The sequence below is a fragment of the Micromonospora sp. CA-248260 genome (assembly GCF_050942205.1).
GTDB lineage: Bacteria > Actinomycetota > Actinomycetes > Mycobacteriales > Micromonosporaceae > Micromonospora > Micromonospora antibiotica.
Genome location: NZ_CP192021.1, coordinates 4,016,288 through 4,036,987, shown reverse-complemented (window position 1 = coordinate 4,036,987; position 20,700 = coordinate 4,016,288). Strand labels below are relative to the sequence as shown.

18 protein-coding genes are annotated in these 20,700 nt (G+C 73.0%); 6 read left to right on the top strand and 12 right to left on the bottom strand.

Annotation, left to right across the window (positions count from 1 at the left end; genetic code table 11):
- Positions 1-18 precede the first annotated feature (18 nt).
- From ACQP2H_RS17820 to ACQP2H_RS17805, 4 genes are all read left to right on the top strand, one after another.
- Positions 19-1,263: a glycosyltransferase gene (locus ACQP2H_RS17820; protein ID WP_219462728.1), complete on the top strand. Its 1,245-nt coding sequence runs from the start codon at positions 19-21 to the stop codon at positions 1,261-1,263.
- Positions 1,260-2,297 carry a sulfotransferase family protein gene (locus ACQP2H_RS17815; protein WP_219462725.1) on the top strand — a complete coding sequence of 346 codons (1,038 nt, stop codon included), beginning with the start codon at positions 1,260-1,262 and terminating at the stop codon, positions 2,295-2,297. The genes ACQP2H_RS17820 and ACQP2H_RS17815 overlap by 4 nt, the downstream gene beginning before the upstream one ends.
- 3 nt (positions 2,298-2,300) lie before the next feature.
- Positions 2,301-3,212 (top strand): sulfotransferase family protein, encoded by a 912-nt coding sequence (locus ACQP2H_RS17810; RefSeq protein WP_219462723.1) that lies wholly within the window; start codon positions 2,301-2,303, stop codon positions 3,210-3,212.
- Positions 3,213-3,339: 127 nt separating this feature from the next.
- The gene (locus tag ACQP2H_RS17805; RefSeq protein WP_433228113.1) at positions 3,340-5,235 is read left to right on the top strand and encodes a CocE/NonD family hydrolase; all 1,896 of its coding nucleotides are present in this window, start codon (positions 3,340-3,342) and stop codon (positions 5,233-5,235) included.
- 52 nt (positions 5,236-5,287) lie between these two features.
- Here ACQP2H_RS17805 and ACQP2H_RS17800 read toward each other — a convergent pair whose 3' ends face one another.
- From ACQP2H_RS17800 to ACQP2H_RS17785, 4 genes are all read right to left on the bottom strand, one after another.
- Positions 5,288-7,381: a cellulose binding domain-containing protein gene (locus ACQP2H_RS17800; RefSeq protein WP_433228111.1), complete on the bottom strand. Its 2,094-nt coding sequence runs from the start codon at positions 7,379-7,381 to the stop codon at positions 5,288-5,290.
- A gap of 299 nt (positions 7,382-7,680) precedes the next feature.
- Entirely contained in the window at positions 7,681-8,379 is a 699-nt protein-coding gene (locus ACQP2H_RS17795; protein WP_433228109.1) for an SDR family NAD(P)-dependent oxidoreductase, read from the bottom strand.
- 117 nt (positions 8,380-8,496) lie between these two features.
- Complete coding sequence (locus ACQP2H_RS17790; RefSeq protein WP_219462718.1) at positions 8,497-9,564, bottom strand: hypothetical protein; 1,068 nt, start codon at positions 9,562-9,564, stop codon at positions 8,497-8,499.
- Between the two features lie 304 nt (positions 9,565-9,868).
- The gene (locus tag ACQP2H_RS17785; protein ID WP_357534379.1) at positions 9,869-11,263 is read right to left on the bottom strand and encodes an extracellular catalytic domain type 1 short-chain-length polyhydroxyalkanoate depolymerase; all 1,395 of its coding nucleotides are present in this window, start codon (positions 11,261-11,263) and stop codon (positions 9,869-9,871) included.
- Between the two features lie 219 nt (positions 11,264-11,482).
- Between ACQP2H_RS17785 and ACQP2H_RS17780 the strand changes: the two genes are divergently transcribed.
- Positions 11,483-12,469, top strand: a complete 987-nt coding sequence (locus ACQP2H_RS17780) for a LacI family DNA-binding transcriptional regulator (protein WP_208566834.1) — start codon at positions 11,483-11,485, stop codon at positions 12,467-12,469.
- A gap of 124 nt (positions 12,470-12,593) precedes the next feature.
- Here the strand turns inward: ACQP2H_RS17780 and ACQP2H_RS17775 are convergent, their stop codons facing one another.
- Together ACQP2H_RS17775 and ACQP2H_RS17770 are read right to left on the bottom strand one after the other, a co-directional pair.
- Positions 12,594-13,553 carry a hypothetical protein gene (locus ACQP2H_RS17775; protein ID WP_255597612.1) on the bottom strand — a complete coding sequence of 320 codons (960 nt, stop codon included), beginning with the start codon at positions 13,551-13,553 and terminating at the stop codon, positions 12,594-12,596.
- Between the two features lie 172 nt (positions 13,554-13,725).
- Complete coding sequence (locus ACQP2H_RS17770; RefSeq protein ID WP_219462716.1) at positions 13,726-15,093, bottom strand: FAD-dependent oxidoreductase; 1,368 nt, start codon at positions 15,091-15,093, stop codon at positions 13,726-13,728.
- Positions 15,094-15,353: 260 nt separating this feature from the next.
- Here ACQP2H_RS17770 and ACQP2H_RS17765 point away from each other — a divergent pair, with 260 nt between their 5' ends.
- Positions 15,354-16,394 carry an alpha/beta fold hydrolase gene (locus ACQP2H_RS17765; RefSeq protein ID WP_308290787.1) on the top strand — a complete coding sequence of 347 codons (1,041 nt, stop codon included), beginning with the start codon at positions 15,354-15,356 and terminating at the stop codon, positions 16,392-16,394.
- A gap of 106 nt (positions 16,395-16,500) precedes the next feature.
- Here ACQP2H_RS17765 and ACQP2H_RS17760 read toward each other — a convergent pair whose 3' ends face one another.
- The 6 genes from ACQP2H_RS17760 to ACQP2H_RS17735 all read right to left on the bottom strand — a co-directional run bounded on the left by ACQP2H_RS17760 (position 16,501) and on the right by ACQP2H_RS17735 (position 20,673).
- Positions 16,501-17,433 carry an oxidoreductase gene (locus tag ACQP2H_RS17760; protein WP_363823974.1) on the bottom strand — a complete coding sequence of 311 codons (933 nt, stop codon included), beginning with the start codon at positions 17,431-17,433 and terminating at the stop codon, positions 16,501-16,503.
- Positions 17,434-17,731: 298 nt separating this feature from the next.
- Positions 17,732-18,106: a DUF4260 family protein gene (locus ACQP2H_RS17755; RefSeq protein ID WP_219462715.1), complete on the bottom strand. Its 375-nt coding sequence runs from the start codon at positions 18,104-18,106 to the stop codon at positions 17,732-17,734.
- Positions 18,103-18,672: a TetR/AcrR family transcriptional regulator gene (locus ACQP2H_RS17750; protein WP_219462713.1), complete on the bottom strand. Its 570-nt coding sequence runs from the start codon at positions 18,670-18,672 to the stop codon at positions 18,103-18,105. The genes ACQP2H_RS17755 and ACQP2H_RS17750 overlap by 4 nt, the downstream gene beginning before the upstream one ends.
- Entirely contained in the window at positions 18,665-19,501 is an 837-nt protein-coding gene (locus ACQP2H_RS17745) for an alpha/beta fold hydrolase (RefSeq protein ID WP_433228105.1), read from the bottom strand. The genes ACQP2H_RS17750 and ACQP2H_RS17745 overlap by 8 nt, the downstream gene beginning before the upstream one ends.
- 195 nt (positions 19,502-19,696) lie before the next feature.
- Positions 19,697-20,443: an SDR family NAD(P)-dependent oxidoreductase gene (locus ACQP2H_RS17740; protein WP_219462709.1), complete on the bottom strand. Its 747-nt coding sequence runs from the start codon at positions 20,441-20,443 to the stop codon at positions 19,697-19,699.
- Positions 20,443-20,673: a ferredoxin gene (locus ACQP2H_RS17735; RefSeq protein ID WP_208566830.1), complete on the bottom strand. Its 231-nt coding sequence runs from the start codon at positions 20,671-20,673 to the stop codon at positions 20,443-20,445. The genes ACQP2H_RS17740 and ACQP2H_RS17735 overlap by 1 nt, the downstream gene beginning before the upstream one ends.
- Positions 20,674-20,700 lie beyond the last annotated feature (27 nt).

The following is a 20,700-nucleotide window of genomic DNA, read 5'->3' as shown; positions in this document are numbered from 1 at the left end:
CACCTCCGGAGCAGGCCGATGCGTGTCCTCCACGTCAACAAGTTCCTCTACCGGCGCGGCGGCGCCGAGGGCTACCTGCTCGACGTCGCCGAGCTGCAACGGGGCGACGGCGACGAGGTGGCCTTCTTCGGCATGACCCACCCGGACAACGACGCGCCCACCCCGTACGCCAGGCACTTCCCGTCCCACGTGGAGCTGGACCCGACGCCGCGCGGCGCGGGCGCCCGGGCGGCGGTCGCGGCCCGGATGATCTGGTCGCCGGCCAGCCGGCGGGGCCTGGCCCGGGTGCTCGACGAGTTCCGGCCCGACGTGGTCCACCTGCACAACATCTACCACCAGCTCTCCCCGTCGGTGCTGGCCGCGGTGCGCGCCGCCCGGGTGCCGGCGGTGATGACCCTGCACGACTACAAGCTGGCCTGCCCCAGCTACCAGATGCTCGACCGGGGCGCGGTCTGCGACGCCTGCGTGACCGGCGGTCCGCTGCGCGCGGCCCGCCGCCGCTGCAAGGACGGCTCGTTGGGGGCCAGCTCGCTGCTCGCCGTCGAGTCGTGGCTGCACCGCACCACCCGGGCGTACGGGCCGGTGCAGGCGTTCGTCAGCCCGAGCCGGTTCCTGGCCGACGTGATGCGCCGGGCCGGGGTCTTCCCCGACCGGATGCACGTGGTGTCGCACTTCGTCGACGTCGCCGCGACGGCGGTCAAGACGGCACCCGGCGGGCCGGTGGTCTTCGCCGGCAGACTGGCCGCCGAGAAGGGCGTCGACGTGCTGATCGAGGCGCTCACCCGGCTGCCCGACGACGTGGTGCTGGAGGTGGCCGGGGACGGCCCGGCCCGCGACGGGCTGACCGAGCTGGCCCGGCGGCGGGCCCCCGGCCGGGTCCGGTTCCACGGCCGGTTGGACAAGGCCCGGCTGCACGAGCTGGTCCGCTCGGCCACGGTGGTGGCGGTGCCGTCGCGGTGGAACGAGAACCAGCCGATGGCGGTGCTGGAGGCGTACGGCTGCGGGGTTCCGGTGGTCGCCTCCGACCTGGGTGGCCTGCCGGAGCTGGTGACCCCGGGGGTGGACGGTGAGGTGGTGCCCGCCGACGAACCGGTCGCGCTGGCCGCCGGGTTGCACCGGGTGCTGGCCGACCCGCAGCGGGCGTACCGGATGGGGCGGGCCGGTCGGGCGCGGGTGGAGCGGGACTTCTCCCCACAGGCGCACCTGACCCGGCTGCGGGAGGTCTACGCGAGCGCCGCGCAGGCCGTGCGGGAGCCGGTGTGAACCCGCCGGTGCGGGTGCTCTACCTGGCCGGCAGCGGACGCAGCGGCAGCACCCTGGTCACCACCGTGCTGGGCCAGTACGACGGGGTCTTCGCCGCCGGGGAGCTGCGGTACCTGTGGCAGCGCGGGGAGCTGGAGAACCGGCCCTGCGGCTGTGGCCGGCCGCTGCGGGACTGCCCCCTGTGGGACCGGGTGCGCCGGGAACTGCCGACCGACCGGGCCGCCGCGATCGCCGCCGGGCTGCGCGGCCGGCTGCGGATGCGCGGGCTGCCTGCGCTGCTGCGCCGGCACCGCCGCGGTCTCCGGCCGGTGCCCGCGCACCCCGACGACGCGGTCCTGGCCGACCTGTACGCGGCCGTGGCCCGGCACACCGGGGCACGGGTGGTGGTCGACTCGTCGAAGCTGCCCCCGTACGGTGCGTTGCTCGGCGCGCTGCCCGGCATCGAGCTGCGGGTGCTGCACCTGGTCCGTGACCCCCGGGCCACCGCCTTCTCCTGGCGTCGTCGCCGGGGTCTCGACGGCGACACCGACCCGGAGCTGATGAGCCGACCGCCGGTGTGGAAGGCGGCCCTGCTCTGGCTGGTCTGGAACACGGTGACCGTCCGGCTGTGGGGTGACCGTGCACCGGCGGGTTACCTGCGGGTGCGCTACGAGGATCTGACCGCCGACCCGGAGGCGACGCTGCGCCGGATCGTCGCCTTCGCCGGGGTCGACCCCGACGGCGGCCCGTTCACCGGCCCGGCGACGGTACGGCTGACGCCGACGCACTCGGTGGCCGGCAACCCGTCGCGGCACCGGACCGGCCCGGTGCCGATCACCGCCGACGTGCAGTGGCGGCGCGACCTGTCCCGCTGGTCGTACGCGCTGGTCACCGGGCTCACCGCGCCGGGGCTGCGCCGGTTCGGCTACCCGTGGCGGCGCGGCGTCCCGGCACCGGCCGGGGCGGGGCGGCCCGCGCGGGGTGGGCCGGCTGCGACCGGTGGACGGTCGGTGGGCGTCGGGCGGGCGGGGTCGACCGGGCACGAGGAGGGCTGAGCGATGTTGGCGGTGGTGGTGGGCACCGGGCGGTGCGGCTCGACGCTGGTGCAGGAGTTGTTGTCCCGGCACCCAGGGGTCGGGTTCGTCTCCGGGGTCGACGACAAGCTGTCCCGGCTCAACCTGGCCGGCCGGTTCAACGGGCCGCTGTACCGGCGTTCCGCGCCCCGCCCGGCGGGTATGACGTCGCTGCGGCACAGCCGCCGGCTGCTGGAGAAGGGCCGGTTGCGGGTCGCCCCGTCGGAGGCGTACGACCTGCTGGACCGGCACGTGGTGGCCGGTTTCTCCCGCCCGTGCCGGGACCTGACCGCCGACGATCTCACCCCGTACCTGCGGCGGCGGCTGCGGGCCTTCTTCGACGCCCGGATCGAACGGCAGGGTTGCCGGCTGCTGCTGCACCACGTGACGGGTTGGCCGCGCGCCGGGTTCCTGCGGGCCGGCTACCCGCAGCTGCGGGTGGTCAACGTGGTCCGCGACGGTCGGGCGGTGACCAACTCCTGGCTCCAGATGGGCTGGTGGGACGGCTGGCGCGGGCCGGACAACTGGTTCCTCGGGCCGCTGCCGACCGACCTGCGCCAGGAGTGGGAAGAATACGACAGGTCGTTCCCGGTGCTCGCCGCGCTGGGCTGGAAGATGCTGATGGACTCCTTCGCCGAGGCGCGGGCCGCGCACCCCGAGGGGCAGTGGCTCGACGTGCGCTACGAGGACCTGCTCGCCGACCCGCGCGGCGAGGTGGCCCGGATGCTCGACTTCCTCGACCTGGACTGGTCACCGGCCTTCGAGAAGGGGTTCGGGCGGTACCGGTTCCACGCCGGGCGGCGGGCCGCGTACCACGAGGAGTTGGGCGACGCGCAGCTCGCCGCCGTGGAACGGGTGCTGGACAAGCCGCTGCGGCAGTGGGGCTACCGGGACTGACCGGCACGTCCACCGCCCCGCCCGGTGTCGTCGGGGCGGCCGGGGCAAAGTTCCTACAGGTGCAGGTGGTGGTGCCGGTCGGTCGGCCCATAACGTGCGCGGTCTCGCCGAGATTCAAGGAGACCGCATGGCTGGATCGGGAACACCCCTCCGCGCCGGGGTGGCCGCACTGTCCGCGATGGTGCTCGCCGCCCTGGGCGCGGCACCACAGGCGCTGGCGGCGCAGGACGTACCGACGATCGTGGTCCAGGACGGGGTCACCCAGCCGGTGTTCGGCTATGGCGACGCCATCCGGGAACGCCTGTTCATCGACTCCACCTTCGACAGCGACAACGACGGTCTGCGCGACATCATCGCGTTCGACCTGATGCGACCGGCGGCTACCGCGAACGGGCTCAAGGTGCCGGTCATCATGGACGCCAGCCCGTACTACTCGACGGTCTGCCGGGGCAACGAGTCCGAGTGCAAGGCCGACCTGGACGGCGACGGACTGCTCGACAAGTGGCCGCTGTTCTACGACAACTACTTCGTGCCGCGCGGCTACGCGGTGATCCTGCTGGACATGGTGGGCACCAACAACTCCACCGGCTGCCCCACCACCAACGCCAACCAGGACAATCTCAGCGCCAAGCAGGCGATCAACTGGCTCAACGGCCGGGCCACCGCGCGCAACGCCGCCGGTCAGGTGGTCACCGCCGACTGGCACAACGGCAAGTCGGGCATGATCGGCAAGTCGTACGACGGCTCGCTGGCCATGGCGACGGCGGTGACCGGCGTCAAGGGCCTGACCACGGTGGTGCCGATCAGCGGCCCGACCGAGTACTACGACTACGTACGCAGCAACGGGGTGGTCACCCGGGGTAACAGCTACGTGGCGTCGCTGGCCAACACGGTCACCAACCCGGAGCGGCGGGACTACTGCAAGCCGGTACGCGACGCGATGGCCGCCGCCGACGGCGACGAGACCGGTGACTACACCGCCTTCTGGAACGAGCGCAGCTACGTCAAGAAGGTCCCCAACATGACCGCCAGCGTGCTGCTCTACCACGGTCTCAACGACGACAACGTCCGCGCGGACCACTTCAGCAAATTCTGGTACGCCCTGGCGGAGAACAACGTCCAGCGCAAGCTGTGGCTCTCCCAGGAGGGGCACGTCGACCCGTTCGACTCGCGGCGCGCGGTGTGGGTGTCCACCCTGCACCGGTGGTTCGACTTCTGGCTGCACGGGATCGCCAACGGCATCATGGACGAGCCCCGGGTCGACCTGGAGCGGGCCGCCGACGTGTGGGAGACCCACGCCGACTGGCCGATCCCCGGCAAGGCCGACACCGAGGTGTTCCTCCAGCCCGGCACCACCGGCGCGGGCGGGCTGAAGCTGGTGCCGACCGCCAAGCCGGCGACCGGCGCGTTCCAGGACAGCCGGACCCAGAGCCAGAACAGCATGATCCTCAACCCGGACACCGTGCAGCCGAACCGGCTGGCGTTCCTGTCCGCGCCGCTGACCGCGCCCCTGCACATCTCGGGCACGCCGACGGTGCAGCTGCGGGCCTCGGCCGACCAGACCGACACCAACTTCGGGGCGATCCTGGTCGACTACGGCACCGACGAGCGGGTGGCGCACCGGGCCTCCGGTGAGGGCATCGTCACCCTGGCCACCGAGGACTGCTGGGGGCTGAACAGCCCGACCGACGACGGCTGCTACAAGCAGACCGCCAAGCGGGTCGCCACCGCCGACTACGAGCTGGTCACCAAGGGCATCATGGACGCCCAGAACCGGCAGTCGATCCGGACCGCCGTGCCACTGGTGGTGGGGGAGTCGTACAACTTCACCTTCCCGCTGCTGCCGGAGGACTACGTGTTCAAGCCGGGCCACCGGATCGGCGTGATCATCGTGGCCAGCTACCCGCAGTACTCCAGCCAGGCGGACACCACCGCCGCGAACATCCAGGTCGCCCTGAAGAGCAGCAAGATCGTTCTTCCGGTGGTCGGCGGCACCACCGCCGCCCACGCGGCAGGTCTCTGACCGCTCCCCGGGGTGGCCGCCGCAGCGGTGCTGCGGCGGCCACCCCGCCCGGTCACCCCACCGTGCAGGGGGTGCCGTTGAGCACGAAACCGGTGGGCGGGACGTTCGGGCCGCCGTAGGACCCGACGAAACCGGCGGTGGTGCTGCCCCCGGCGGCGATCCGCCGGTTGTCGTCGGTGCTGGCGACCGTCACGGTACGCCCGGTCTGCGTCCAGGTGGCGCTCCAGCCGCTGCTCACCTGCTGCCAGCCGGTCGGCCAGCTCCAGGTCAACGTCCAACCGTCGACGGGGTTCGCCCCGTTGTTGACGATCTCGACGTTGCCGACCCAGCCGTTGCCCCAGTCGCTGGCGGTGGTGAGCCGGACGGTGCAGGTGCTGTCTGCCGGGCCGGCGGTGGTGAAGGTGACCGGCGACGACGACCAGGACACCCTCCCGGCGGTGTCCCGGGTCAGCACGTTGAGCGTGTACCGGGTGCCCGGGACGAGGTTGTCCACGGTGAACGAGGTGCCGGCCGTCTCACCGAGCTGCTCGCTGACCGTGCCGTTCTGCCGGTACACCTCGTACTTGGCGATCGGGGCGCCCTTCGGCGGGGCCGGCGACCAGGAGATCGTCGCCGACCTGTCGGTCACCCCGCTCGCGGTCGGCTGCCCCGGCGGGGCCGGGTGCGCGGTGACCGGGGACGAGGGCCGCAGCACCAGGGTGGTCAGCGAGTACGCCGGCAGCGTCCGGCTGGCGGCGCTGCCCGACTGCCCGGTGACCACGCCGGACGCCCCGTTGGTCAGCGAGTACGTCGTCGGCGCGGCGTCCGACGGGGTGAAGCCGGCGTAGTCGATGGTGACCGGTCGGGCGTTGGCCGGGTCCTTGTTGACCAGCAGCACCGCGAGATCCCCGTCGGCCCGCCGCACGGCGTGCGCGGTGACCAGCGGCTCATCGGTGGCGGCGCGGACGAACTGGTCACCCGGCCGGGCGAACAGGTTCATCATCGACAGCCCGTGGTACGGCGCGAACGGGGTGTTCAGCGGCGGTTCGCAGACCGAGTTGTCGGCGGTGCACCCGCCGCTGGACAGCAGCCCGAAGTCGCCGTAGTCGGTCTGCCCGCCCACCTGCGACACGGTGCCGATGCCGTTGTGCACGTTCCACCACTGCACGGTGAAGACGCCGTTCTCCAGCAGGTCGCTGTAGGCGTCGGCGAGGAACAGCGCGCCCGGCTGGGTGTTCTGCCCGGTGCCGACGTTCAGCTCGGTGAAGCTGATGCCGATCCGGGCGGCGTTCGGGCCGGCGTACCGGGCGAGCTGGTCGCGCAGCAGGTGGGCGGCCTCGTCGATGTGGGCCGTGCGGGCCAGCGACTCGGCGGCGGTGCCACCCGGGTACCAGTGCACGTCCACGAAGTCGATCTTGGGGCCGGCGATGGAGAGCACGGTCCGGTTCCACGGGCCCGGGTCACTGCCGGCGGTGATCCCGTCCGGCCAGTTCCCCGGCATGGTCAGCACCGCGCCGACCTTGACCGTGGGGTCGACCGCCTTCATCGCGTCGGCGTAGTCGACCACCAGCCGGGCGTACTGGCTGGCGCTCTTGTCGGGGTGGTCGTCTGCCTCCCAGGCCGACCCGTAGTGCCCGTTGCCGTAGTTCTCGTTGCCGACCGTCCACCACTTCGCGCCGTACCCCTTGGTGACGTTGGCGTAGCGCACCCAGTCGGCGGCCTCGGCGGGGGAGCCGGTGCCGTAGTTCGCGATGATCATCGGCTGCGCGCCGACCCGCCGGGCGGCGGCCATGAACGTGTCGAAGTCGGTGTTCGGGGCGACGTACCCGCCGGGCGCGGTGTGGTCACGCCAGTGGTAGATGTCGGCGTACGAGCCGCCCGGGTAGCGCATCATCCGCACCCCGGCGGCCTTGAGCAGGTCCGACGTCTCGGCCGTGCCGAGCTGGGAGTCCCAGATGGCGTGGTTGACGCCCAACGCGGTGGCCGGCACGGTGGCCAGCCCGGCGTTGGCGTTGACGGTCACGGTCACCGGGTCGGCCGCCGCGTCGGCGGGCGACGGGGCGGTCACGGCGAGCCCACCGGTGGCGAGCAGCAGGCTCGCGGCGAGCGCCGTCCAGCGCTCCCGGCGACGCGACGGGCGCGACGACGGGGCGGAATCTCTGTTCATACGGGTTCCTTCGTGGGTCACCACAGCACACCGCCCGGCCGGTCGGGGTTGCGTCGCCCACGAGGGCGTCGAGACGGCGGGCGGGACTGATGGACGGGAGTGCTGGCGTCGTTCCGTCGTGCTTGTCGCCGTCCCCCGGAAACCCAACGGCTCCCGGTTGCCCTGGACGACTGTCAGCCCCGCGCGCGGCAGCCATCGACGCACCAGAATCCCACGACGATCGTCGCGAATTCAAGGCGGTGGGCCCGGGTGATGCCGTGCCGTGCCGCCGGTCGGCCCGGTCGCACGGCCGGGACGGCTCAACGCCGGGCAGCCACCCTCGCCGCGACCCCGGCCACCCGCACCACCGCGGCCATCCGCCGGGGCCGGGAGACGACCGCCGGCCGGGTACGCAGGCAGTCGCGCACCACGTCGGCGGCCCGCTCCACGCTGAGCAGCATCGGCTTGACCGGTGACTTCGCCATCTTGGTGTCGACGAACCCGAACCGCACGACGGTCACCCGCACCCCGTGCGGGCGCAGCGCGCCCCGCAACCCCACCAGGTACGACGTCAACCCGGCCTTGGCGGCGGCGTACCCGGGTGCCTGGGCCGACGGGGCGGCGTCGGCGAGGCTGGACAGGCCCACGAGGTGCCCGCCGCCCCCGGCCACCATCGCCGGCACGACCACCTCCACGGTGCGCGCCGCACCGATCAGGTTGACCTCCAGCGCCCGGGTCTGCGCCGCCAGGTCACCGAGGTCGAAGAACTCACCGACCCCCGCCGCGTAGACGCACACGTCCACCCCGCCGAGCCGGTCGACCGCCCCGGCCAGCACCGTGCGGTAGGTGTCGCCGGTGACGTCGGCGACGTGGTGGGTGTACCCGGGGGCGGTCAGGTCGCTGCCGCTGCGGGACACCCCGGCGACCGTCCAGCCGGCCGCCACCAGTTGCCGGGTCAGGGCCAGCCCGACGCCGTCGCTGTTGCCCACCACGACCGCCCGTCGCCCCTGCGCATCCATGCCCGGACTCTAGCCACCACCGTCCGGCCCGGACTCCGCAGACCACCGCCCGGCCCGCGACACGACGCCACCCCGCCCACCGGGTCGGTGGACGGGGCGGCGGCGCAGCGGCAACCGTCAGGGCTGGCCCTGGTAGATCTCGTCGTCGGCACCCCGGACGAAGAGCCGCACCAGACCGCCGTAGACGCTTCCCGCCGGAGCGGAGATCGTCTGGCCCGGGCCGTCGACCGTGCTCCAGCCCGTCCACGCGCCGGAATCCTGGAGATACCAGGCGGTGCGCAGGTCGTCGCCGCCGGTACGGACGAAGACGTGCAGCCCGCCACCGTAGACCAGGGCGGCCGGCGCGGACGCCGCCCGTGCGGTCCCCGGCACGTCGCCCCACCCCGACCAGGCCCCGGTGGACAGCGAGTACCTGTTGGTGCGCACGTTGCCGTTCGTGCCCCGGACGAAGACGTGCAGGTCACCGCCGTAGATGGCGGCGGACGGGGCCGAGTTGGCACCGGTCGGGCCGGCCAGGGTCGCCCAGCCGGACCAGGCGGCGGTGTCCAGCGTGTACTGGTTGGTGCGGACCTTGCCGTTCGCGCCCCGGACGAACAGGTGCAGTTGGCCGCCGTAGACGGTGGCGGACGGGGCCGACGACGCCGACGTGGTGCCACCGACCGTGCTCCAGCCGGACCAGGCGCCGGTGTCCAGGGCGTACCGGTTGGTGCGGATCTTCTGGTCGGACTGCACGAACAGGTGCAGTTCCCCGCCGTAGACGGCCGCCGCCGGTGCCGAGGTCGCCATGGCGTCACCGGGGACGGTGGACCAGCCGGACCAGGCGTCGGTGTTCGTGTCGTACCGGTCGACCCGTACCTGCCCGTCGGGGCCCTGCACGAAGACGTGCAGGTCGCCCCCGTAGGTGGCGGTGGCCGGCGCGGACCGGGCCTGCGCCGTACCCGGCACCGGCGTCCAGCCCGCCGCCCGCGCAGCCGAGGGGCGGGTGGCGGTGCCCACGGTGCGGGCCTGCGCCGCCGCGTCGCCCGGACGGGCGGCTGCGGAGGCGACGCCCGTGGCGGGGCCCGCCGGGTGGACGCCCGCCGGCACGGCGGCGGCGGGGGTGGCGACGAGGGTGACCACGCCCAGACCGAGAGCGAACGCGGGCAACCGGTACCGCACCAGTTTCATCGATCGATTCAGACGCATGCATGCTCCCTTGTGGACGACCGGTGGTGACGACGGCTCGGTCGCTTGCGGCTGGCCCACCGGGCTGCGAACCCGCCGTTCCCGCGCCGGCCGCCGCCCCGCATCCCCGGGCGACCCCCCGTCGCCGCCACCCTATCCACCCACCCCCGTCCCCACATCCACCAAACCACCCCCACCCGCTAGTGCGGACCGCCGCCGCCGTTACCGCCGCCGGCGGTCCCGGTGGCGGCGGTGATCAAGAGGTTTACGTCACCCGGACCGGTTCTCCTGACGCAAAGCTCTTGATCACCGCCAGTGGGTGCGGTCAGACGACCGCGCAGGGGGAGCCGTTGAGGGTGAAGAAGGGCGGTTTCGCGGTGTTGCCGGTGTGGTTGGCCTGGAAGCCGATGCTGACCGAGCCACCCGGGGGGATCGAGCCGTTGTAGGAGACGTTGGTGGCGGTGACCGCCCCGCTGGTCGGCGAGTAGGTCGCGTTCCAGCCGCTGGTGATGGTCTGCCCGGCGGGCAGGGTGAACGCCAGGTTCCAGCCGTTGATCCCGGTGTCCCTGAGGGTGGTGATCGTGATCGCGGTGGTCAGGCCCGTGTTCCAGGCGTTCACGGTGTAGGCGATCCGGCACTCGGCCCCCGGGCCCGGGGTGGTGGGCGTGGGCGGGAACGGCGTCGGCGGCGTGGTGGTCGGCACCGGCGGCGTCGTCGGAGGCGGCGTGGTGGTGGGCGGCGGAGTGGTCGGGGGCGGGGTGGTCGGCGGTGCCGTGGTCGGGGGCGGGGTGGTGGTCGGCGGGGCGTCCAGGCCGAAGAACCGGATCGCCTGCGCCGCGTCGACCGGCAGGTTGTGCGTCACTCCCTGCATGCTGATCGCCTCGACCGGCGCGGTGCCGCCGCTACCGCCGTACCGGGTACGGGTGTAGCCGGCCTGCGGGGTGTCGGTGAACGTCGGCGTCTGGCTCAACCCCTGCACGTTGGTCCACTGCTTGACCTCCTCGCCGAAGTTCGGATAGCGCAGGGTCTCGTCGTTGGTGCCGTGCCACAACTGCATCCGGGGCCGCTTGCCGGTGTACCCCGGGTAGGCGTTGCGGACCAGGTCACCCCACTGCTGCGCGGTCTTCGTCACCTGCCCGTTGGCGCACTGGCTGTTCCACTCCGAACCGTCGGTGGTGGCGAAGCAGCCGAACGGCACCCCGGCGAAGGCCGCACCCGCCGCGAACACGTCCGGGTAGTCACCGAGCAGCACGTTGGTCATCATCGCCCCGGACGAGGTGCCGGTGGCGAAGATCCGGTTCGGGTCGACGGGGTACCGGGCCCGGACGTAGTCGACCATCGACTTGATGCCCACCGGATCGCTGCCCCCGTCGCGGCGCAGCGCCTGCGGGGAGGAGACGTCGAAGCACTTGCTGCTGCGGGTCACCGACGGGTAGATGACGATGTAGCCGTACCGGTCGGCCAGGGCCGCGTACTGGGTGCCGGAGTAGAACGCCGGACCGCTGCCGGTGCAGTAGTGCACCGCCACCAGCAGGCCCGGTCGGGGAGCCACGGTGTTCGGCACGTACAGGTACATCTGGAGGTTGCTCGGGTTGGCCCCGAAGTTGGTCACCTGGGTCAGCGCCGCCGCCGAGGCCGGGGTGGGGGCGGCGATCGCGGCCAGCGCGGTGAGCGCGGCGGCGACCAGGGCGGTGCCGAACAGTTTGATCCTGGATCTCATGGGCGGGTTCCTCCGGAGGATCGCGGACATACGGATCTACCGATCGAGGCTGCCCGGCGCTCGATCATGTCCGGCTCAGGAACATCCATGAGTATCGTTAGCCTGTCGTCGGCTCGCAAGGCGACCCGTACCACCGGAACTTCCGGTCGCCGCCGGGCGTGGACACCGGCGAACGGCGGGACCACGCCAGTGGATAATGACCCCATGCGTGGTCCTGCGATGACGGACGTCGCCCGCCTCGCGGGAGTCTCCCACCAGACGGTCTCCCGGGTGCTCAACGACCACCCGAACGTCCGGGAACAGACCCGGGTACGGGTCCGCGCGGCCATCGCCGAGCTGGGCTACCGACCGAACCGGGCGGCGCGGGCACTGGTCACCGGCCGCTCCCAGCTGATCGGGGTGGTCGCCCAGAACAGCACCCTGTACGGTCCGGCGTCGCTGCTGGCGGCCCTGGAGCAGGCCGCCGCGTCGGCCGGCTTCGCGGTCAGCGTCGGCAGCGTCAGCACCCTCGACCGGCGGTCCATCTCCGCCGCCGTGGAGCGGCACCTCGACCACCGGGTCGCCGGCATCGTGGTGATCGCCCCGGTGGCCTCGGCCGACGAGGCGCTCGACCACCTGCCGCACGGGGTGCCGCTGGTCACCGTCGACGGCGATCCGGCCCGGGAGGCGGCGCTGGTCACCGTCGACCAGGCGGCGGGGGCCGGGCTGGCCACCCGGCACCTGTTGGACGCCGGGCACCGCACGGTGTGGCACGTCTCCGGCCCGGCGGACTGGTTCGACAGCGCCGGCCGGGTCGAGGGCTGGCGGGCGGCGCTGCGGGCGGCCGGCGCGGAGGTGCCGCCGGTGCTGTCGGCCGACTGGAGCGCGGCGTCCGGCTACCGCTGCGGGCAGATGCTGGCCCGGATGCCGGAGGTGACGGCGATCTTCGCGGCCAACGACCACCTCGCGCTGGGGGTGCTGCGGGCGCTGAGCGAGCGGGGGCGTCGGGTGCCGGAGGAGATCAGCGTGGTCGGCTTCGACGACGTGCCGGAGGCGGCGTACTTCATCCCGCCGTTGACCACCGTGCGCCCCGACTTCGACGCGGTGGCCCGCGCCGGCCTGGCGATGCTGCTACGCCAGATCGAGGCCGGCCCGGGAGCGGTCGAACGGCACACCATCGCCCCCACCCTGGTCCACCGCTCCAGCGTCACCGCACCCCCCACCTAACCCCTACCTAACCCCCACCCCCACCCCCACCTGGCGGCGGTGATCAAGAGGTTTGCGTCAGGTTGGAGATCAACGGTGACGCAAACCTCTTGATCAACGGGGTTGGCGGCGGGGTTGGGGTGGGTCAGTTGTAGGGCATGGTGGGGAACCAGCCGATGCCGAAGATCGCCGGGACCCGGAGGTCCCAGTAGACGACGGTGAAGACGCCGAGGGCGACCAGCAGGGCGCCGGTGACCAGCGCCGAGCGGGTCGGGTCGGTCATCCAGCGCAGGAAGCCTCCCCGGGTGACCAGCACGACGACGACGAAGAGCAGCGTCACGATGACGATGTTGCCCAGCGACTGGAGGGTGAACGCCGCCGCGCCGTACAGCGGGTTGCCGGTCTCCACCGCCCAGTGGAAGAGCTTGTTGAACAGCGGGTACGGCCGTCCGATGAGGAAACCGCCGATCAGCGCCCCGATGAGCACCACCCGGGCCACCGGCCGCCGGGCGAACACGTCGGGCACCAGCCCGAGAGCACCCAGCCCGAGCAGGGCGAGCACCAACCCGATCACCCCGAAGACCACCGACGACTGGATCAGCCGGACCGGCATGCCACCTACCGTCTCGGTGGACAGCTGCGGCAGGCTGTCGCCGATCAGCACCCCCACCGCGCCGTACGTCGCGGAGACCGCGATCATCCCCAGTGCCAGCCAGCCCACCGGGCGGACCAGCGTACGCAGTTGGTGGCGCAGCCGGGTGGGCGATCCGGCCTGGCTCAGCGGCCCGACCGACGCGACCATCGCGATGTTGCAGGCGGTGAAGGTGCCGGCGAACCCGGACACGAAGGCGAACAGCAGCCCCGCGCCGGTGCCGCCGATAGCGGTCGCCTTCGCGTCGTGGCCGAGCAGGTTGTTGGCCACCGTGTCACCGATGACCGAGTCGACGAACTCGAACGACCAGAGCACCGCCAACAGCACCCCGGCGGCAGCGCTGACCAGGGCGGCGGTGCCGTGCCGGGCGGGTGCCGGTGAGACCGGTCGCACCGGCGTCGGCGACACCGGCCGGCGGGGTGCCGGGGAATCGGGGCTTTCTCGCAGGGCCATGGTGCCTCGTCTCTGCCGATCCGGGCGGGCCCACGGCCGACGACAGCGACCCGACCCGGCAGGCGCCCGGCCCACCGGGCCCCGGGCCTGACGGGTGACGCCGTGTGCCGTCGCACCCGCCGGGCAGCGACCGCTGCCCGCTCACAGCATGCCGACGCGTACCGGTGCGGTCTTATTCGAGCGTGCCGACTTTTCTCGGCCTGTCGAACCGCCGGGCCGAACCGTCCGACCCGCGCAGCACCCGCGCCGCCACCGTCGGCGCGAGCAGCCGGCGCGGTGGGTCGACCAGGTTGAGCACCCGCAGGAACGCCGCACCGAGCGTCGGGTTCGCGGTGGCGGCGGCGTGCAGCCGGTGCACGTAGGCGTTGGTCAGCCGGACCCGCGCCGACCGGGGGCCGGGGACCTCGGGGAAGCGCAGGTCGGTGCCGACCGCGATGGACCACGGCATGTCGATCACCCGGGCCGCCCGCCGGAAGAACCGCCGGGCCAGCCCGTGCGGCCCGGCGGGCAGCAGTCGGGCCAGCTCCACCGCCTGCAACGCGGCCGCCGTGATGCCCTGCCCGTAGATCGGGTTGAAGCTGCACAGCGCGTCGCCGAAGACCAGGTAACCGGCGGGGAAGCGGCGCAGCCGCTCGTAGCGGCGGCGGACGCTGGCCGGGAACCGCATCCGGGCCGGCGCACCGAGCGGGCGGGCCTGCCGCAGCAACGCGCCGATCTCCGGCGCCGGCAGGCTGTCGGCGAAGGCGAGCAGGCCGGCGTCGTCGAGCGGCGGTTCCTCGCCGAACATGCCGCTGAGGGCCACCGCGAACCGGTCCTGCTCCTGCACCGCCACGATCCCACCGCGGGTACGACCGGGCACCGCGTTGGTGAGGACCCCGAGCAGCCCGTCGAGCTGCTGTGGTTGACGGTGGTAGAGCCGGGTGACGTAGGTCAGCCCGACCGGCACCTGTTCCTCCGGGGCGGGGCGGTAGCCGAGTTCCGCCAGCCACACCGGGCTGCGGGTGCCCCGCCCACCGGCGTCGACCACCAGTTCGGCGGAGAGTTCCCGGGTGGTCGAGGGGCCGTCGGCCCGGCGGTGCACGCGTACGCCGGTCACCCGTCGCCGGTCCGGTGTGGTGGTCAGGGCGGTGACCTCGTGGCCGGGCAGGATGGTCACCCCGGGCAACGCGGCCACCCGGTTGCGGATGACCTGCTCCAGCAGGGGGCGGCCCACCCCGATCGCCCGCAGTCCGGACGCCGCCGGCTGCATCAGGTAACCGTCGTTGTACCAGCGCACGTCGCCGTGCAGGTCGATCAGGGGCGCACCGAGCGCGACCAGCTCGTCGGTCACCCCGGGCAGCAGTTCCTCCAGTACCTGCCGTCCCCGGTCCAGCAGCACGTGCAGCTGTCGGCCCTGCGGCACCCCGCGTCGACTGGCGGCCTGCTCGGGCAGGGGATCGCGGTCGACCAGGGTGACCCGGCCGTGGGTTTCGCTGAGCACGCGGGCGGCCAGCAGCCCGCCGATACTCGCGCCGACCACCACCGCGCTGTCGGTCGCCATACTCCGACGCTAGGCGTACGGCTGTCGTCCTGTCGTCTCGCAACGTGCGCTTCATCGACCATTGACGTGGTCACCGTACCGGGGAAGGGTGACATGATGCGACGGCGCGAATCCCATCCGTCGTCGTACGACGTGTTGCGGGGCGACCGTACCGACCCGCCGGGGCGCCGTCGCCCGGTCCGGCACGGGCCGGTCGGGGCCTGCCCCGGCCGCGGCCTCCGCGTCACCTGACAGTGCTGATCCGGACGAAAGGACTCCTCGTGCGCCGCTTCCCGCGAACGTCCGTCTTTGCCGGTGACCCGGTGCCGCGCCGCCACCCGTGGCGTCGGGTCGTCGCCGCCGTGGCCGGGCTCGTGCTCCTGCTGGTCGCCGCCCCCAACGCGGTCGCCGGTCCGCCCGGTCCGGCCGGGACGGCCGACCGGGCGCTGCCCCCCGGGTTCCGGCACGGCTTCGTCGAGGTCGAGGGGACCCGGCTGCACTACGTGCGTGGGGGGAACGGACCGGCGTTGGTGCTGCTGCACGGTTGGCCGCAGACCTGGCAGGCATGGCGGCCGGTGCTGCCCGCGCTGCGCGCCGGCCGGACGGTCGTCGCGTTCGACCTGCCCGGTCTGGGGGACTCCGCCGCGCCGGCCGGCGGGTACGACAAGGCCACCACCGCCCGCCGGTTGCACGCCGCGACCCAGCAGCTCGGCCTCGGCCGGGTGGAGTTGCTCGGCCACGACGTCGGCGCGTTGGTGGCCTACCCGTGGGCGCGGGACTACCCGGCCGACGTGTCCCGGATGATCGTCATCGAGACCGCGCTCTCCGGCTTCGGCCTGGAGGACCTCTACAGCCGCAGCTGGCACTTCCTGTTCAACGCCACCCCGGCGCCGACGCCCGAGCTGCTCATCGACAACTCGGACGTCGAGGTCTACCTGGACCGGATCTTCGACTTCTCGTCCCAGCACGACACCATCGACCGGCCGGTCTACTACCGCGCCTACCGCGACCCGGCCGACCGGACGGCCGGCTACGAGTACTACCGCGCGTTCAACACCGACATCGCCGACAACCGGGCACAGGCCGCCGCCAAGCCGGTGACCGTGCCGGTGGTGGCGATGGGCGCGGCGTTCTCCTTCGGCCCCGGGGTCGCCGCCTCCTACCGGCAGGTCGCCACCGACGTGCGGCAGGTCGTCGTACCGGACTCGGGCCACTGGGTCCCGGAGGAGAACCCGCAGTTCCTCATCGACTGCACCAGGTTGTTCCTCGGCCTGCCCGGGGCGCCGACTCCGACTCCGGCGCTGGCCGGCTGCGCCGCCTGATCCACGGCCCGGTGCCCCGCACGTCGTACGTGCGGGGCACCGGCGGATCGGGGCCCGGCACGGGTGCCGCCAGCCGGCCGGGACGTGGGTGCCCGGGTGGAGCCGGTCAGGCCAGCGCGTCGAGCGCGGCGCGGTCCGCCGGGGTCAGGCGCAGCCGGGCCGCGGCCATGTTCTCCTCGAGGTGCCGCACCGAGCTGGTGCCGGGAATGACCAGGATCGCGGGTGAGTACGCCAGTAACCACGCGATCGCGATCTGCGCGCGGGTGGCGTCGTGCCCGTCGGCGATCCGGTCGACGGTACGCCGCTGCGTGGCGCTGAAGTCCGGCCCGAACGGCAGCTGCGGTCGCCCGGTACGCCCGCTGAGCAGCCCCGCACCCAGCGGGAAGTACGGCACGAAGGCGATCTGCTCCTCGGTGCACCGGTGCAGCACGTCCAGGCAGTCCCGGTCGAGCAGGTGGAACCGGTTCTGTACCGCAGCGATCGGGATCGTCGCCCGGGCCTGGTCCAGTTGTTTCAGGGTGACCCCGCTGAGCCCGACGTCGCCGACCAGGCCCTCCTCCCGCAGCCGCACCAGCATCGCGAACGACTCGGAGAACCGGGCCCCGCCCGGGCGGAGCAGCCCGTCCCCGCCGACCCGCAGGTAGACCAGCTCCAACCGGTCCCGGCCCAGCCGGCGCAGGTTCTCCTGCACCTGCCGCCGCAGCTGGTCGGGGGCCCCGGCGGGCACGAAGTCGCCCCAGTTGTCGCGTACCACCCCGATCTTCGTGCCGATCACCAGGTCGTCGGGGTACGGGTGGAGGGCCTCGCGGATCAGGTCGTTGGCCACGTGCGGGCCGTAGAAGTCACTGGTGTCGAGGTAGTTCACCCCCAGCTCGACCGCCCTGCGCAGCACGGTCAGCGCCGCCGCGTGGTCGTCCGGGGGGCCGAAGGAACCGGGACCGGGCAGTTGCATGGTGCCGAAGCCCAACCGGTTGACGCTCGACCCGTCGCCCAGCCGGAGCCGGCCGGCCTCCGGTGCGAGCCTGTCCGACAGTGTCACCGTTGCTCCCCTCGGGGGACGCCGCGCGGGGCGACGCCCGTGTGTGCGGGTCTGCCGGGCGGCGGGAGCCGGCGGGACGCCCGCCACCCGTCGGCCATCCTTCCGGACGACCCGGTCACCATCCGGCAGGCCGGTGCAGCGTGTCGGGCACCGGGTGACCCTGCGTGAGCCTGGTGGTGGCCGCCACGCGGCGGCCGGGACGCGCCGGGGCGTGCGGCGGGCGTCGCGGACCCGGTGCCGTCGGCGGGTTCCGTGCGGGGCTGCGGGGGCGTCGCCGACCCGGTGCCGTCGACCGGGTTCAGTGCAGGGGACGCGGGCCGAAGCCGAGTGCCCGGTCCACGCCGATGTGGAAGAACCAGCAGGCGGCCACGAGCGCGAGCACCGACCATCCGGTCGCGTCGAGGGCGTGCGCGAGGCCGTACCCGGCGAGCAGGACGAAGGGGGCGACGTAGGTGTGTCCCAGGTTGTAGACGATCGCGCCGACTCGGTGGTCGACCGCGTAGCCGAGCATCGACAGGTCGAAGACGAGGAACAGGGCGAACAGCCACCACCAGGCGAAGCCCGTCAGGACGAGCAGGACGACGGCGGCCCCGGCGACGGCTGCGCCCTCGACGCGGTGCAGGACCGGCACCGGGGTGGCCGGCGGGGTGCCCCGGGCGGGCACGGCGCTCACGGGTGCTTCCAGTTCTCCAGGGCGGTCAGCATGCTGTTGACGGCCCTGTCGTAGCTGCGTTCGAGGTCGGCGGCGAGCTTGAACGCGCCGGCCGTCTCCAGGCTGACGAAGCCGTGGATGACCGAGCGTAGGAACCGGGTGGCGTCGATCGCGTCGTCGCCGAGGAGCTGGTAGCCGGCGAGCACGCTGTAGATCACCTGGAGGGCTGCGGCGCTCGCCTGCTGGTCCTCGACGTCGTCGGGTTCGGGTGCCCGGATGGTCATCGGGTACTGCATCGGGTGTTGCCGGGCCCAGGTGCGGTAGGTGGCGGCCAGGCTGCGGACCGCGTCGTCGCGGGCGCGGCCGATGCACGCCTGGGCGACGGCCGCCGACAGGTTCGCCTTGGCGCGGAGCATGATGCCCCGGCGGAGCCCGGGAAGGCCGTCGATGTGCTTGTAGAGCGACGGGACGCGGACGCCGAGGCTGTCGGCGAGCGCGGCGAGGGTCAGTTCGTCGGTGGGGTGGGCTTCGAGCAGTTGTGCGCCGCGCGCGACGACGACGTCGGTCGTGAGGCCGGCCCTAGGCACGGGCGTGCACCCTGCTGAGGAAGTCGAGCACGGCCCGGGCGGTCAGCTCGGGCTGCTGGGACTGCGGGTAGTGGCCGGCGTCGGGCACCATGACGACCTCACCGCGCAGGGTCTCGCCGATCCAGGCCGCCTCGGCCGCCGGGTCCTTGAAGTCGGGGTCGCGCTCGCCCATGACGACCAGCACGGCGGTGTCCACCTCGGCGAGCCGCGCCTCGGCGAAGCGGTGGTCGGTCTGCCGGGCGGTGCGGGAGAACGCCGCGCCGTAGCCGGGCTGCCGGAGCTTGGCCACGACGGCCGCCCGGTAGTCGGCGAAGTCGGCCGGCTTGGCGCCGGCGTAGAGGGTGGGCAGGTAGGCCTTCCAGACGTGGGCCACCCACAGCGGCGACATGAGCAGGTGGAAGAGGCTGCGCATGCCCGGCGGCTGTCGGGGGTTGCGGACGAACGGCCCGACGAGCACGAGCCCGCAGACCTGCGCGGGGTGCTCGGCGGCGACGATGACGCCGGCACCGGCGGCCAGTGAGTTGCCGACGACGACGGCCGGTCGGCCGAGTTCGTCGATCAGGGCGCTGATGTCGGCGGCCGTCTCGGGGTCGCCGTAGGAGGTGAAGGTGGTGTCGCTGTCGCCGTGGCCGCGCAGGTCGGTGGTGACCACCGTGTAGCCGGCGTCGACCAGGGTCGGGGTGAGGAAACGATACGACGAGCGCAGTTCCGCCATGCCGGGCACGAGGAGCACGAGCGGGCCGCTGCCCTGGACGTCGTAGGCGATGCGGCCCTCGGCGCGGTGCAGGTAGCGGGTCGGGGGCGGGTCAGCGTTCCGGGAAGCGGTCATGAGGCTAGCTTAGCTAGCTCAAAAGCTAATCGCAATAGCTTTTGCTGTCGGGGGAGGTCGGCGGGGTTCGTGACCAGCTCAGCACGCCAGCCGGACCGGCGGGCGGGATCGGGAAACCCGCACGCCGGTCCGGTCGGACAATCCTCACGAATTGGTAGTTGATGTCTTAAAAGTGACTCTGTGGCCCGGTGCGGCTCACAGCCGGACCAGACCACCGTCGGCCATGATGGTCTGCCCGGTGACGAAGGCGGCGTCGTCGCTGGCCAGGAAGGCCACCGTGCCGACCACGTCCTGCGCCTCGCCCGGCCGCTTGATGGCCTGCATCGCCGCCACGTGCTCCTGCGCCGCCCCCGCCATCGGGCTCTCCGCGAGCCCGGGGGTACGCGACAGCGTCGGCCCGACCGCGTTGACCGTGATGCCGTACGAGGCGACGTCGCTGGCGAGCGCCCGGGTGAACCCGATCACCCCCATCTTGCTGGCCATGTAGTGGGTGAACCCGGGCAGGGCCAGGCCGACCGAGTTGGAGGTGAGGTTGACGATCCGCCCCCACCGCGCCTCGCACATGTGGTGCAGCACCGCCTTGGTCATCAGGAACTGCGAGTCGAGGTTGACCGACAGCACCTTGCGCCAGGCCTCGTACTCCAGCTTGAAGATGTTCTTGGCCGGATAGATGCCGGCGTTGTTGACCAGGACGTGGCAGCCGCCCATCCCGGCGGTGATCTCCGCGCCGATCCGGGCCACCTCGTCGGGGTCCGAGACGTCCCCGGTGACACCGAGGGCCTTGCGCCCCTCGCCCTCCACCAGCGCCACCGTCTCGATCGGGTCGACCAGGTCCACCGCCACCACGTCCATGCCCCGGCGGGCCAGGCCCTGACAGATCGCCTGCCCGATGCCCCGCCCGCCGCCGGTCACCACGGCGATCCGGTTACCCGTGCCCGTCATCAGCCCCACCCCTTCGCCGTGGCGTCCTGGTCGTCGACGACCGGCCCGGACCGCCCGGCGGCCAGCCGCAGCGCGCCCGACGGGCAGAGGTCGACCGCGACCCGGGCCTCCTCGGTGTCGACCGGTTGCCGACGCAGCAGCACCCGGCCGTCCTCGCTCTGGTCGAACAGGTCCGGCGTGGACAGCACGCACTGCCCGGCGCCGATGCACAGGCCACGGCTCACCACCAGCGTCGTCGTCGGTTCCTCCGCGCCCAC